Raw genomic sequence first — 14,637 nt, forward strand, 5'->3', positions numbered from 1 at the left:
AGCGAGAGCCGCCATGTTCGCCAACTACCTGATCGGCCTGCGCGAGGGGCTCGAGGCTGCGCTCGTCGTCGGGATCCTCGTCGCCTACGTCGCGCGGACCGGGCGCCGCGACCTGCTGCCCGCGCTGTGGTCCGGCGTCGGCATCGCCGCCGTGGTCTCGCTCGGCTTCGGCGCGCTGCTCACGTTCGGCCCGCAGGGCCTGACGTTCGAGGCACAGGAGGCCATCGGCGGCTCGCTCTCGATCGTCGCCGTCGGGCTCATCACGTGGATGGTCTTCTGGATGGCGAAGACCGCGCGGCACCTCAAGGCGGACCTGCACAGCCGCCTGGACGACGCGATCAGCGCCGGGAAGGGCGCGGTCGTCGTCATGGCGCTGCTCGCGGTCGGCCGGGAGGGGCTCGAGACCGCGCTGTTCCTGTGGGCCGGCGCCAAGGCCACGGGCTCGTCGACCTCGCCGCTGCTCGGCGCCGCGCTCGGGCTCGCGACCGCCGTGGTGCTCGGCTGGCTCGTCTACCGCGGGGCGGTGCGCCTGAACCTGCGGACGTTCTTCGCGTGGACGGGCCTGTTCCTCGTCGTCGTGGCCGCCGGGGTGCTCTCCTACGGCGTGCACGACCTGCAGGAGGCCCGCATCCTGCCCGGCCTGTCGAACCTCGCGTTCGACGTCTCGGCGACCATCCCGCCGTCGAGCTGGTACGGCACGCTGCTCAAGGGCGTCTTCAACTTCTCCCCCGCGACCACGTGGCTCGAGCTGGGCGCCTGGGTCGCGTACGTCGTCCCGACCGCGTTCTTCTTCGTGCGCACGACGTGGGGCGGACCGCCGGCCCCGTCCCGCACGCCCGCGCCGGCCGTGACCACCGCCGCCGCACCCGCCTGAGCACCCCGTCGTCGCGGGCACCCGCCCGACGCGCCGCGGCACACACCGCCGCCGCGCGCGCACCACCACCGCAGACCCCGCCCCGCCCCCGGAGGACCGTCATGCCCCGCCCCGCCCTCACCGCAGCGGCCCTGGCCGTGCTCGTGCTGCCCCTCGCCGCAGGCTGCGTCGCGAACGAGCCCGCCGCCTCCACGGCCGACGGCGCCGACGGCGCGACCGGCGGTGTCCTCACGGTCGACTCGTCCGCGACCGACTGCGCCGTCTCGGCGACCGAGGCCCCCTCGGGCACCCTCACGTTCTCCGTGACGAACTCCGGCGACGACATCACCGAGTTCTACCTGCTCGGCGAGGACGGCCTGCGCGTCGTCTCCGAGGTCGAGAACATCGGCCCCGGCCTCACGCGCGACCTCGTGGTGCAGGCGCGCCCGGGCAGCTACTTCACCGCGTGCAAGCCCGGCATGGTCGGCGACGGCATCCGCGCCGAGTTCACCGTGACCGACTCCGGCGCCGACGTCGGCCCGAGCGGCGACACCGCGGAGCAGCTCGCCGCCGCCGAGGCGTCGTACGTCGCGTACGTCGAGGACCAGGTCGCGAGCCTCGTGACGGGCACCCAGGCGTTCGCCGACGCGTACGTCGCGGGTGACGACGAGGCCGCCCGCCAGCTCTACGCCCCGACGCGCGTGCACTGGGAGCGCGTCGAGCCCGTCGCCGAGTCCTTCGGCGACCTCGACCCGCTGCTCGACCTGCGCGAGGCGGACCTCGAGGAGGGCCAGGCGTGGAGCGGCTGGCACTACGTCGAGAAGGACCTGTGGGCACCGGCCCCCGAGGACAACGGCGGGGTCGCGTACACGCCGCTGACCCCGGAGCAGCGCCGGACGGCCGCGGCCGACCTGGTGCGGTACACCCAGCAGCTCGCGGACCAGGTCACCGCCGACGACTTCACGTTCGAGGCCTTCCAGATCGCGAACGGCGCCAAGGAGCTGCTCGACGAGGTCGCCGGCGGCAAGGTCACCGGCGAGGAGGAGATCTGGTCGCACACCGACCTGTGGGACTTCGAGGCGAACGTCGACGGTGCGTGGGTCGCGGTCGAGGTGCTGCGGGACGTCGCCGAGGCCGAGGACGCCGAGCTCGTCGCGACGCTCGACGAGCGGTTCGCGGCGCTGCGCGGGCTCCTCGCCGAGCAGGGCAGCGCCGACACGGGCTTCCCGACGTACGACGCGCTCTCGCAGGGCGACATCAAGGCGCTGGCCGCGGCGGTCGACGCCGTGAGCGAGCCCCTCTCGCAGCTCACCGCCACCGTCACCGGCGCGGCCTGACCCGCACAGCGGCCCGGGACGGCGCGAGCCGCGCACACCCGGACCCGCACAGACCCGAGGAACCCCCGAGGACCGAGGACGCGATGACCACCGACGACACCACCCCGTCGCCCGGCGGCGCGGCACCCGCCGAGCCGTCGGCCCGCGGGCTGTCCCGGCGCGGGCTCCTCGGGCTCGCGGGCGGTGGCGCCGCGGCGCTCGGGCTCGCCGCCACGGCGGGCTTCGCGGGCGGCCGGGCGCAGGCGGCGAGCGCGGCACCGGCGGCGCCCGCCCGGCCGGGGACGTACGCGTTCACGGGCGAGCACCAGGCCGGCATCGTGACCCCCGCGCAGGACCGCATGCACCTCGCGGCGTTCGACCTCACGACGACGTCCCGCGACGAGCTCGTGGAGCTGCTGCGCACGTGGACGGCGATGGCGGCCCGGCTGACCCAGGGGCTCCCCGCGGGTCCGTTCGGGCCGGCGTCCGGCCCCTACGACGCACCCCCGGACGACACCGGCGAGGTCCTCGACCTGCCCCCCGCCGGGCTCACGCTCACGTTCGGCTTCGGTCGGTCGCTGTTCGTCGGCACCCCGGGGCCGGACGGCACGCCCGGCGTCGACCGGTTCGGCCTCGCGGGCCGGCTGCCCGCGGCGCTCGTCGAGCTGCCGCGCTTCGCGCAGGACGCGCTCGAGCCCCAGCGGTGCGACGGCGACCTCGTGGTGCAGGCGTGCGCGGACGACCCGCAGGTCGCGGTGCACGCGATCCGCAACCTGTCCCGCGCGGCGTTCGGCACGGCCACGCTCCGCTGGTCGCAGCTCGGCTACGGGCGCACGTCCTCGACGTCGACGACCCAGGCGACACCGCGCAACCTGTTCGGCTTCAAGGACGGCACCGCGAACCTCAAGGCCGAGGACCCGGACGCGCTCGCCGAGCACGTATGGGTCCAGGCGGGCGACGCCGAGGCCGGCCGCGCCGAGACCGGGACCGACGCGGGCTGGCTCACGGGCGGCTCCTACCTCGTCGCGCGACGGATCCGGATGACGATCGAGACGTGGGACCGCACGTCGCTGCGCGAGCAGGAGGCGCTGGTCGGGCGGACCAAGGGCGAGGGTCGGCCGCTCTCGGGCGGTACCGAGTTCTCCGAGCCCGACCTCGAGGCCACCGGGCGCGGCGGGCTGCCCCTCGTCGCGACCGACGCGCACGTCCGCCTCGCGCACCCCTCGACCAACGGCGGCGTGCGGATGCTGCGGCGGGGGTACAACTTCACGGACGGCAACGACGCGCTCGGCCGCCTCGACGCGGGGCTGTTCTTCCTCGCGTTCGTGCGCGACCCGCGGACGCACTACGTCCCGATGCAGTCGACGCTCTCGCGCCAGGACGCGCTCATGGAGTACCTCCGGCACACCGGTTCGGGGCTGTTCGCGGTCCCGCCCGGGGTGCCCGACGGCGCGGAGCCGGGCGCGTCGTTCGTCGGCGAGGCGCTCTTCGCCTGACCGGGCCGACCCCGGCGGGCGGGCGGTCCGCGCCGCCCGGCGCAGCGGTAGCGTGCGAGCCGTGCCCGCTCCCGCCCCCGTGCCGCCCTCGCGCCCGCAGCCCCCCGCGCACCCGTGGACGCTGCCGCCCGAGCTCGGCACGCCGACGCGCGTGTCGCTGCTCGCGGTGCTCACCGTGCTCACGGTCGAGCTGCTGCGCGCGAGCGGCCCGCTGCTCGACCGCACGCTGCCGGACCCGCTCACGGTCGTCGGGACGGCGCTCGGCACGTTCGCCGCGTCGGGGCTCGTCGCGGCCCTGCTGCTCACGCTGTCCGCGCGGCGCACGCCCGGCGTCCCCGACGGCGGGACGGTGCTCGCGGGCGTCGCCGCGCTCGGGGTCGCGCGGCTCGTGCTCCAGGCGCTCGACGGGACGCCGCGGTTCGTCGTCGGGCTCGTGGCCGTCGCGGTCGCGGTCGCGGTCCTCACGCTCGCCGTCGCGTTCACGGCGGGCCGCCCCGCGGGCGGTCGGCACGCGGCGCTCGGGCTCGTGCTCGGCTGCGGGCTCGCGAGCGGGCTGCAGCTCGCGCTCGGCACCTGGGACGCGGTGTGGCGCGACGGCACGCTCGGGTGGCTCGTCCCCGCGGTGCTCGTGGCCCTCGCGGTCGCGCTCGCCCGCGCGGCGCGGGAGGACGAGCCCACGGGGCGTCCACGGCGGCTGTGGTCGCTCGGGCCGTTCCTCGCGCTCGTGACCCTGGTGCTCGCCAACCCGGCGTTCGTCGCCTCGCAGTCGCACGCGACGCTCGGGGTCGCCGGGCTCGTGCTCGTCGCGGCGAGCACCGTGACGGTGTGGGTGCTGCTCAACCCGCACCTGCTCGTCGGGCCCGTCCGGGTCGTCGCCGCGGCCGTCCTGGCCCTCGCGGTGCTCGTCGCGTTCACGGTGACCGGGCCGGTCGTCCTCGCCGCCGTCGCGCTCGCGGTCGTCGCCGCCGGGGTGGTCGTCGCGAGCGCGACCAGCGCGCGCCGCTCCGCGCCGCCCGGCCTCGCCGGGACCGCGTTCGTCACCGCGGGGGTCGGGGCCGGGCTCGTCGTGACGCTCCTGCTGTACCTCGTGGACCAGGAGGTCCCGCTGCCGGTCGACAACGCGGTCGTGCCGTTCCTCGCGGCGGTCGCGGTGGCGCTCGCGGGCCTGCGCCGGCGCACGCCGTCGCACCCCGGGATCGACCCCGCGGGCCGCGCACGTGCCGCGGCAGCCACGGGGACCGTCGCGACGGCAGCCGCCGGCACCCCCGGTCCGTCCGCGCCGCTCGCGGCGTCGACGGCCTCGGCCTCCCCCGCGGGGCCGGTCGGGCCGGGGACTGCGGGTCCGGCCGGGTCGGCCGTGCCCGCCCTGTCCGACGGCGCGCTCCGGGAGGACAGCCCGCCGTTCCGCGCCAACGCCGTGCGGCTGCTCGCGATCCCGGGCGTCGTGCTCGCGCTCGTCGGCTGGTGGCCCGCCGCCGAGGCCCCGCCCGGCCCCGACCGGGCCCGCGGCGACGACCTCGTGGTCCTGACGTGGAACCTGCACTACGGCGTGACCCCGGGCGACGGCGTCGAGCTGGAGAAGATCGCGCGGACCATCGAGGCGCAGGACCCCGACGTCGTCGCGCTCCAGGAGGTCGCGCGCGGCTGGGTGCTCGGCGGCGGGGTCGACACCGCGACGTGGCTCTCGCACCGGCTCGGCATGGACCTCGAGTTCACCGGCGCGGCGGACCCGCAGTTCGGCAACGCGCTGCTGTCCCGCTCGACCCTCACCGACGAGCAGCGCACCGCGCTCCCCCGCGGCGGCGGCGCGCAGGACCGGGCGGCGCTCACCGCGACCGTCGTGCTCGCCGACGGCACGCCCGTCCGCGTCACGTCCGTGCACCTGCACTACCGCAGCGACGACGACGCCACCCGGCTCGACCAGCTCGACGCGCTCGCGGTCGACCTGCCCGACGAGGGCGCCGCGGTGCTCGCGGGCGACCTCAACGCGCACCCGGGGTCCGCGGAGCTCGCGCGGCTCGACGCCGACGGCTGGGTCACGGACCCCGGCCCGTGGGCGGCCTCCTGGCCGGCGCACGACCCGACGGACCGCATCGACTGGGTGCTCGTGCGCGGCGCGGAGCTGGCCGGCACCGAGGTCGCCGCCTCGCCGCGGACCTCCGACCACCTGCCGGTCGTGGCGCGCGTGGTGCCGACCTCCTGACCCGCGCGCGACCCGGGCCCGGGCGTCCCTCCGGTCAGTCGTCCTGGCGCTGGTGCAGCATGCGCGCACCCTCGGCGATCGAGCCGGAGATCGACGGGTACACCGTGAAGGCGCTCGCCACCGCGTCGGCGGTGAGCCGGTGCGAGACCGCGAGCGTGATCGGGAAGATGAGCTCGCTCGCGCTCGGCGCCACGACGACGCCCCCGAGCACCTGCCCGTTGCGGTGCGCGAACAGCTTCACGAAACCCTCGCGCAGCCCCAGCATCTTGGCGCGCGGGTTCCGGGCGAGCGGCAGCGTGCTCGTCACGTACGCCGTCCCCGCGGCCTGGAGCTGCTCCTCGCTGTACCCGACGGTCGCGATCTCGGGGGACGTGAAGATGTTCGCCGCGACGCTCCGCAGCGTGATCGGGGTCACGGCGTCGCCCAGCGCGTGGGACATCGCGATCCGCCCCTGCATCGCCGCGACCGACGCGAGCGGCAGGACCCCCGTGCAGTCCCCGGCGGCGTAGACACCGCGCACCGACGTCCGCGAGACCTTGTCCACCTCGACGTGGCCCGACGCCGTGAGGCGCACGCCCGCCTCGGTCAGCCCGATGCCCGCGGTGCTCGGGATCGACCCGACCGCGAGGAGGACGTGCGAGCCCTCGACCGTGCGGCCGTCCGCGAGCGTCACGAGCACGCCGTCGGCCGTGCGGACCGCGGACTGCGCGCGCGAGCGCGACATGACCGTCATGCCGCGGGCCCGGAACACGCCCTCGAGCAGCTCGGCGGCGTCGGGGTCCTCGCCGGGCAGCACCCGGTCGCGGCTCGACACGAGCACGACGTCCGCGCCCAGGGCGACGTACGCGCCCGCGAACTCGGCCCCGGTCACGCCCGAGCCGACCACGATGAGCCTCTCCGGCAGCGCGGTCAGCCCGTAGAGCTGCGTCCAGGTGAGGATGCGCTCGCCGTCCGGCACCGCCTCGGGCAGCACGCGCGGCGTCGCCCCGGTCGCGACGAGCACCACGTCGGCGTCGAGGCTGCGCTCGCCGTCGGTCCCGCTCGCGACCACGCGGTTCGGCCCGTCCAGCCGGCCCGCGCCCTCGACGAGCTCGACGCCCTCGCGCTCGAGGCGCGTGCGGATGTCGGCGGACTGCGCGGCGGCGAGCGCGAGCGTGCGCGTGTTGACCTGCGCGAGGTCGACGAAGTGCCGCTCGGACTCGCTCGCGAGCAGGTCCCCGGCGGGCGTCGAGGGGTCGGCGTCGAGATGGATGCCGAGCTCGGGCGCGCGGTCGGACATCGCCATCCACTCGGCGGTCGCGATCAGCGTCTTGGACGGGACGACGTCGGTGAGCACCGCGGACCCGCCGAGCCCGGTGCGCTCGACGACGGTGACGGCCGCCCCGAGCCGGCGTGCGACGAGCGCGGCCTCGTACCCCCCGGGCCCACCTCCGACGACGACGACACGTGTGGCCTGCAGGTCCTGGGTCTCGGTGGTCACGGGTCCATTGTGCCTGGTGGCCGGTTAGCCTTCAGTCCCATGAGCGACCTCGACGACCCGACCACCGACCCCTTCGACGTCGCGCGCAGCGCCGCCGAGCACCTCGCCCGGGTCACGGGTGTCGCACGTCACGACGTCGCGCTCGTCCTCGGGTCCGGCTGGGGCGGCGCCGCGGACCTGCTCGGCGAGACCGTCGCGGAGGTGCCGAGCCACGAGGTCCCCGGCTTCTCGGCTCCCGCGGTCGTCGGGCACGTGGGCACGATCCGCTCGATCCGCCTCGCGGGCGACGCCGACGGCGCCGAGGGAGCAGCCGACCGGTACGCGCTCGTGCTCGGCTCGCGCACGCACCTGTACGAGGGCCGCGGCGTGCGGCGGGTCGTGCACGGGGTCCGCACCGCGGCCGCGACGGGCGCGCGCACCGTCGTGCTCACGAACGGCTGCGGCGGGCTCAACCCCGCGTGGGGGCCGGGCACCCCGGTGCTCATCCGCGACCACCTCAACCTCACCGCGACGTCCCCGCTCGAGGGCGCGACCTTCGTCGACCTCACCGACCTGTACTCCTCGCGCCTGCGCGACGTGGCCCGGACCGTCGACCCGTCGCTCGACGAGGGCGTGTACGTGCAGTTCCGCGGCCCGCACTACGAGACCCCCGCCGAGGTCGCGATGGCCGGGCGGCTCGGCGGCGACCTCGTGGGCATGTCGACGACGATCGAGGCCATCGCCGCACACCACGCCGGGCTCGAGGTGCTCGGGCTCTCGCTCGTCACCAACCTCGCCGCGGGGATCAGCGCGACGCCCCTCTCGCACGCCGAGGTGCTCGAGGCCGGCCAGGCCGCCGGCCCGCGGATCAGCGCGCTGCTCGCGCAGGTCGTCCGCCGCCTCTGACGGAGCCGGCCGCCTGTGCGGGCGACGCGCCGCCGCCCGCACAGCAGCGCACCGGGACCGGTGGGTACGTTGGGGCCATGGCGTACGACTGGAACGAGCTGTCCGCACGGGTGACGACCTGGATCGAGGACGACCCGGACCCGACGACCGCCGACGAGCTGGCGCGCCTGCTCGAGCGCGCGCAGACGCCCGTCGACGAGGCGCTCGCGGCCGAGCGCGCGGGCGGTGCGCTGAGCCCGACGCACCAGACGCAGCTCACGGACGTGCGCGCCGCCCGCGCCGAGCTCGCCGACCGGTTCACGGGCCTGCTCCAGTTCGGCACCGCGGGGCTGCGCGGCGCGATCGGCGGCGGCCCGAACCGGATGAACCGCGCCGTCGTCATCCGCGCCGCGTCGGGCCTCGCGGACTACCTGCTCGGTGAGCTCGACGGGCTCGCACCCGCCCCGCGCGTCGTCGTCGGCTACGACGCGCGCCACCGGTCCGCGGACTTCGCGCACGACACCGCCGCCGTGATGACCGCGGTCGGCATCGAGGTGCTCGTGCTCCCGCGTCCCCTGCCGACCCCGGTGCTCGCGTTCGCGGTGCGCCACCTCGGCGCCGACGCGGGCGTCATGGTCACCGCGAGCCACAACCCGCCGCAGGACAACGGCTACAAGGTCTACCTCGGCGGGCGCGTCGTGACGGGCTCGGGCCAGGGCGCGCAGATCGTGCCGCCCTACGACGCGGCGATCGCCGCCGAGATCGCGCGCGTGCCGAGCGTCGTGGCGGTGCCGCGCGCCGAGTCCGGCTGGACCGTGCTGGGCGACGACGTGCTCGACGCCTACGTCAGGACCGTCACCGCGCTCGCCGAGCCGACCGAGGAGTCCCGCGAGCGCGCACGCCACCTCAAGGTCGTGCTCACGCCGCTGCACGGGGTCGGCGGCGAGGTCGCGGCGCGCGTGCTGCGCGAGGCCGGGTTCCGCGACGTGCTCCTCGTGCCCGAGCAGGAGTGGCCCGACGCCGACTTCCCGAGCGTCGCGTTCCCGAACCCCGAGGAGCCCGGGGCGATGGACCTCGCGCTGGGCCTCGCGGGCGACGTCGGCGCGGACCTCGTGCTGGCGCTCGACCCCGACGCCGACCGGTGCGCGGTCGCGCTCAACGACCCGGCCGCGCGGTCGCACCGCGGCCCGGACACCGCGGGCGCCGAGGGCTGGCGCATGCTGCACGGCGACGAGGTCGGCGCGGTGCTCGGCTCGCTCGTCGCGTCGCGGCTCGCGCGCGACCGGGCGCCGGGTGCCGTGCCCGGCGGCGACGGGGCCACCGGCGCGGACGTGCCCGTGCTCGCGAGCTCGATCGTCTCCTCGCGCCTGCTCGCGGAGGTCGCGCGGTCCGCGGGACTGCGGCACCAGCCGACGCTCACCGGGTTCAAGTGGCTCGCGCGCGTCGACGGGCTCGCGTTCGGCTACGAGGAGGCGCTCGGCTACTGCGTCGACCCGGCGCACGTGCGCGACAAGGACGGGATCTCGGCCGCGCTGCTCGTGGCAGGCCTGGCGGCACGGCTCAAGGCGTCGGGTCTGTCGCTCCTGAGCGTGCTCGACGACCTCGCGCGCGAGCACGGGCTGCACCTGAGCGATCAGGTGTCGGCGCGGTTCACCGACCTCGACCGGATCCCCGCGACGATGTCCGCGCTGCGCGAGCACCCGCCCGTGACGCTCGGTGGCTCGCCCGTGATGGAGGTCGTCAACCTCGCCACCGGGACCGACGCCGAGCGGCAGGGCCTGCCGCCCACCGAGGGCCTGCGGCTCACGGCGCAGGACGGCACGCGCGTCGTGGTCCGGCCGAGCGGGACCGAGCCCAAGGTCAAGAGCTACCTCGAGGTGATCGTCCCGGTCCCCCGGACGGCCGGGCCCGCGGACCTGGTCGCGGCGCGCAAGGAGGCCCGCGCGCGGCTCCACGCCGTCGGCGCCGACGTCAGCGCGGCGCTGGGGATCTGAGCCGGCCCTGACGCCGGCACGGCGCGTGCAGGACCCGGCCGGTGCTGCGGCACCGGGTCCCGCGGTCCGCTCGCGCGACCGGCGCCCGCCGGAACCCGGTCGCTCAGCGTGACCGGGTAGGGCCGCGGCGGGTCGCTCAGCGTGACCGGGTGCAGGCTGCGGCGGGTGCGACCGGAGCGGGGCCCGAGTACGTCCCCGAGAAGCCGAACGTCGTCGACGCGCCCGGCGCGAGGGCGGCGTTCCAGCTGACGCTGTCGGCCTCGACCGACGTGCCGTTCTGCCGCACGCGGGCGCCCCATGCCTCCGCGACCGTCTGGTCCGCCGGGTGGGCCCAGCTGACCCGCCACGCCGAGACGGCCTCCGTGCCCGCCGTCACGGTGACCTGCGCCTGGTAGCCACCGGGCCACTGGTTGACGACCGTGAGCACCGCCGTGCAGCCCGCGACCGGCGCGGGGATCGGCTCGGGCAGCCCCACGCCGCTCGGCGACGGGGTCGGCGTCGGCCGGGGCGTCGCCGACGGCGTCGGTGTGGGCGTCGGGGTCGGGGTGGGCGTCGGCGTCGGCGTCGGGGTGGGCGTCGGCGTCGGGCTCGGGTCCGGCGCGCCGTCGAGCGCGAGCTCCTCGGTCGGGAACGGCTCGAGCACCGGCTCCACGGGGGGCTCGCCCGCGCCGCCGTCGCACGTCTGCGCCCGGTCGAACCGCAGGTAGACCCCGGACGCGCAGGTCCAGCTGACCTCGGCGTCGCCGCCGACGAGCACGTCCCCGCCGAGCACGGCCCGCGAGCGCGCGACGGCGTTGTCGCGCACGACCGCGGACCCGCCGACGACCGCCCCGCTCTCGACGACCGCGCGGCCCTCGATGCGCGCCGAGCCGGTGACCTGGGCCCAGTCCTGCACCACCGCCTGCGGGCCGACGTAGACGCCGGGGTCGACCGCCGCGAACTCGCCGACCCAACCGCCTCCGTTGGTGTGCCAGCGACCGCCGGCGGGCGCCGCGGGGCGCACGAAGCCGGGCTCCGAGCCCCACGCCGCGGCTCCGGCGACCCGCAGCTCGAACGGGTACCGGACGGACCCGGGGTAGCCCGCCGCGGGGTCGAACTCGTGCGCGCGCGTCGGGGTCGCCGCGACGACGAGGTAGACCTGCGCGTCGCCGGGGCCGGTCGCGAGCTCGACCGTCACGTCGGTGCCGCCGGCGAGCTCGCCGTACCGCGCCGTGCCGTCGACGTCGACCGCGACGAGGCCCGCGGTCCACGACGCGTCGGGCCCCGCCTCGGTGTGACCGCGGACGCGCACGCGCACCGCCGTCGCACCCTCCTCGGGGCTGAGCCGGACGAGGGCGTAGCCGTTCTCGGCGGGCGCGAGCGCGGACGGCACGCGGTAGTGGTGGGCGGTCGCGTCGACCGCCTCGACCGCGGTCCCGGGCTCCGCGGTGAGCGCGGGCTCGACCTCGGCGGCGTAGCGGCGCAGGTCGTCCTGCGTCGAGTAGTCCCATGTCACGTTGCGCAGCGCGTGCTCGGCGAGACGCACGCCCAGCTCCTCCTGCGTGAGGCCTGCGACACGGCCGTAGGCCGCGACGGGGTCGGCCTCGAGGCCGCCCTCGCGCCACAGCCGCCCGACCGTCGCGAGGCCGTCCCGGTCCGCGACGTGCTGGAGCAGCGTCCACCCGCCGTCGAGGTGCCGGCCGGAGGACCAGCGCAGGTTCTCGGCGCGCACGAACGCCGACAGGTCCCCCGCGTCCGACGGCTCGGCGGTCGTCGCGAGGAACGACGCCATGGCCTCGCCGAACGACGAGCCGCGCACCCCGGGCGCCGTCGTGCCGAGGCCGGCGTCCGGCGCGGGACCGTCCGGCGCGACCGCGACGCTCTGCAGGACGACCGCGAGCGCGCGCGCGACGTCCCAGGCGCCGGTGCGGGCGGCCTCGGGGGCGATCTCGAGCAGCGCGAGCCCGCCCTCGACGCGCCCGGTGGCCCACGCGTCGTAGGCCAGGTCGTCCCAGGTCCGGGTCAGGACGACGGCGATCTTGTCCTCCGCGACCGGCCCGACCGGCTCCGTCACGCCGACGGTCCCCACGTAGAGCGCGTAGTAGCGCTCGAGCCGGTCGAGGAGCTCGACCGGGTCGACGCGGTAGTACTCGGACGCGTCGGCGAGGTCGCCGCCGGCGCGCGGTCCCCACAGCAGCACGAAGTTCTCGCTCTCGCGCGAGCTCGCCGCACCCTCGTCGAGCCGCTCCGCCCAGGCGTGCGCGCGGTCACCGGACTTGGGGCCCGTCGGGGTGTCGTCGAGCGCGTAGGCGATGAGGACCCCGAGGAGGAACGGGACGACGACGGCCGCAGCGACGGTGCCGCGCCGGAACCTGCCCATCTCGGGTACCGCCTCCTCGTGTCCGGGTCGCCCCTGGGGTGCTCCTGCTGGGCCGGCCGGCAACGCGGGCTCCCGCGCAGCGGGGTGAGGGGTCGCACGGGCGCCTCACCTTCGCCGACGCCCCCGGCTGCCGTCAATGTCGCGAACGTCCCCCCGCGTGACGTTCACCCGACCGCCGTGCGCGCACGCCGCTCAGGCCCGCCGACGGGCGGGCGGGCCCCTGCGTGCGCGGTCAGTAGGCGGAGTCGGACTCGAACCCGCCGAGCACGGCCGCGGTCCCCGAGAGGCCGAGCCGGGTCGCGCCGGCCTCCACCATGGCGACCGCGTCGGCGGTGCTGCGGATGCCGCCCGACGCCTTGACCCCGAGCCGTCCGCCGACCGTCGCGGCCATGAGCGCGACCGCGTGCACGCTCGCGCCGCCTGCCGGGTGGAACCCCGTCGACGTCTTCACGAAGTCGGCGCCGGCCGCCTCCGCGGCGCGGCACACCGCGACGATCTCGTCATCGGTCAGGGCCGCCGACTCGATGATGACCTTGAGCACCGTCGGGGCCGGCGCGGCGGCGCGGACCGCGGCGATGTCGGCCTGCACGGACTCGAACGCCCCCGACTTCGCGGCGCCCACGTCGAGCACCATGTCGACCTCGTCGGCCCCGTCCCGCACGGCGCGCGCGGCCTCGGCGGCCTTGACCTCGCTGTGGTGCTTGCCTGAGGGGAAGCCGACGACCGTCGCGACCTTGAGGCCGCGCGCGTCGAGCGGCAGGAACGACGGCGAGACGCACACCGAGTACACGCCGAGCCGCACGCCCTCCTCGACGAGCGCCTCGACGTCGGCGCGGGTCGCCTCCGGCTTGAGCAGGGTGTGGTCCACGAGCTGGGCGAGTGCGTGGGCGTCGATCGTCATGCGCGGTGCCTTCCGGTGCCGTCGTGCGTGTAGCCCGGGAGGATCGCCCGGTCGATGAGCTCGGCGCGCTCGTCCTGCGGGAGGAACGCGTTCTCGGCGGCGGTGAGCGTGACGTCGCGGACGTCGTCCACGGTCCACCCGGCGTGCTCGACCAGCAGCGCGAGCTCGCGCGTGAGGCTGGTGCCCGACTGGAGCCGGTTGTCGGTGTTGACCGTGACCGCGAACCCGAGCCGCTTGAGCAGCGTCACGGGGTGCTCGGCGACCGACGCGGCCGCGCCGGTCTGGACGTTCGACGACGGGCACGTCTCGAGCGGGACCCGCCGGTCACGGACCCAGGCGGCGAGGCGCCCGAGGGTCGCCGCGGGCGGGGCGCCGGCCGTGCCGGGCTCCTGCACCGTGACGTCGTCGAGCACCCGGACGCCGTGCCCGAGGCGCAGCGCACCGACACCGAGCGCCTCGGTGATCGAGCCGAGCCCGTCGGCCTCGCCGGCGTGCACGGTCACGGGGAACCACGCGTCGCGCAGCGCCGTGAACGCCGTCGCGAGCCGGGACGCCGGGAACCCGGCCTCCGCCCCGGCGATGTCGAAGCCCACGACGCCCGCGTCGCGGTTGGCGAGCGCGAGCGCGGCGATCTCGTCGGCCCGGTCCGCGTGCCGCATCGCCGACAGGAGCGTGCCGATGCGGATCTCGCGGCCCTGGGCCGCCACCTCGACGACGCCCTCCGCGAACCCGGCCTGCACGGCGTCGACCACCTGCTGGAGCGTCAGCCCGCCCGTGAGGTGCTGCTCGGGCGCGTAGCGCTGCTCGGCGTAGACGACCCCGTCGGCCGCGAGGTCGACCGCAGCCTCGCGCGCGACCCGGCGCAGCGCATCCTCGGTCTGCATGACCGCGACCGTGTGCGCGAACGTCTCGAGGTAGCGCTCGAGGCTGCCCGAGTCCGCCGCGGCGACGAACCAGCGCCCGAGCTCCTCGGGGTCGGTCGCCGGCAGCGTGTGGCCCACCTCGCGCGCGAGCTCGACGAGCGTGGCCGGCCGGACGCCGCCGTCCAGGTGGTCGTGCAGCAGCACCTTGGGCAGCGCGGCCACCAGGTCGTACGCGGGGGTCATGGCTCCACCGTAGTCGCGCCCCGGGACCGTCGAGGACGCCGCGACCCGCACGGGTGAGCCGGTTG

10 protein-coding genes are annotated in these 14,637 nt (G+C 76.7%); 6 read left to right on the top strand and 4 right to left on the bottom strand.

What is annotated here, in order from left to right:
- The first annotated feature begins 13 nt into the window (after positions 1-13).
- The 4 genes from efeU (at position 14) to NXY84_RS15440 (ending at position 5,868) form a co-directional block, all read left to right on the top strand.
- Entirely contained in the window at positions 14-874 is an 861-nt protein-coding gene (efeU, locus tag NXY84_RS15425) for an iron uptake transporter permease EfeU (RefSeq protein ID WP_258723936.1), read from the top strand.
- Positions 875-975: 101 nt separating this feature from the next.
- Entirely contained in the window at positions 976-2,190 is a 1,215-nt protein-coding gene (gene efeO / locus NXY84_RS15430) for an iron uptake system protein EfeO (protein WP_258723937.1), read from the top strand.
- Between the two features lie 83 nt (positions 2,191-2,273).
- Complete coding sequence (gene efeB, locus NXY84_RS15435; RefSeq protein ID WP_258723938.1) at positions 2,274-3,665, top strand: iron uptake transporter deferrochelatase/peroxidase subunit; 1,392 nt, start codon at positions 2,274-2,276, stop codon at positions 3,663-3,665.
- 61 nt (positions 3,666-3,726) lie between these two features.
- Positions 3,727-5,868 (top strand): endonuclease/exonuclease/phosphatase family protein, encoded by a 2,142-nt coding sequence (locus tag NXY84_RS15440; RefSeq protein WP_258723939.1) that lies wholly within the window; start codon positions 3,727-3,729, stop codon positions 5,866-5,868.
- Between the two features lie 34 nt (positions 5,869-5,902).
- On the opposite strand, the gene NXY84_RS15445 is transcribed toward NXY84_RS15440, so the two are convergent.
- Positions 5,903-7,348: an NAD(P)H-quinone dehydrogenase gene (locus NXY84_RS15445; RefSeq protein WP_258723940.1), complete on the bottom strand. Its 1,446-nt coding sequence runs from the start codon at positions 7,346-7,348 to the stop codon at positions 5,903-5,905.
- Positions 7,349-7,387: 39 nt separating this feature from the next.
- Between NXY84_RS15445 and NXY84_RS15450 the strand changes: the two genes are divergently transcribed.
- Both NXY84_RS15450 and NXY84_RS15455 read left to right on the top strand, forming a co-directional pair.
- Positions 7,388-8,233, top strand: coding sequence for a purine-nucleoside phosphorylase (locus tag NXY84_RS15450; protein ID WP_258723941.1), 846 nt, complete (start codon positions 7,388-7,390; stop codon positions 8,231-8,233).
- Positions 8,234-8,310: 77 nt separating this feature from the next.
- Entirely contained in the window at positions 8,311-10,206 is a 1,896-nt protein-coding gene (locus NXY84_RS15455; protein WP_258723942.1) for a phospho-sugar mutase, read from the top strand.
- 136 nt (positions 10,207-10,342) lie between these two features.
- Here the strand turns inward: NXY84_RS15455 and NXY84_RS15460 are convergent, their stop codons facing one another.
- The 3 genes from NXY84_RS15460 to NXY84_RS15470 all read right to left on the bottom strand — a co-directional run bounded on the left by NXY84_RS15460 (position 10,343) and on the right by NXY84_RS15470 (position 14,572).
- Positions 10,343-12,565, bottom strand: a complete 2,223-nt coding sequence (locus tag NXY84_RS15460; RefSeq protein ID WP_258723943.1) for a DUF6055 domain-containing protein — start codon at positions 12,563-12,565, stop codon at positions 10,343-10,345.
- A gap of 232 nt (positions 12,566-12,797) precedes the next feature.
- The gene (gene deoC, locus NXY84_RS15465) at positions 12,798-13,466 is read right to left on the bottom strand and encodes a deoxyribose-phosphate aldolase (protein ID WP_258723944.1); all 669 of its coding nucleotides are present in this window, start codon (positions 13,464-13,466) and stop codon (positions 12,798-12,800) included.
- Positions 13,463-14,572 carry an adenosine deaminase gene (locus tag NXY84_RS15470; RefSeq protein ID WP_258723945.1) on the bottom strand — a complete coding sequence of 370 codons (1,110 nt, stop codon included), beginning with the start codon at positions 14,570-14,572 and terminating at the stop codon, positions 13,463-13,465. Before NXY84_RS15470 ends, deoC begins: the two co-directional genes overlap by 4 nt.
- Between the last annotated feature and the right edge of the window lie 65 nt (positions 14,573-14,637).

It is taken from the genome of Cellulomonas sp. NS3 (assembly GCF_024757985.1).
GTDB lineage: Bacteria > Actinomycetota > Actinomycetes > Actinomycetales > Cellulomonadaceae > Cellulomonas_A.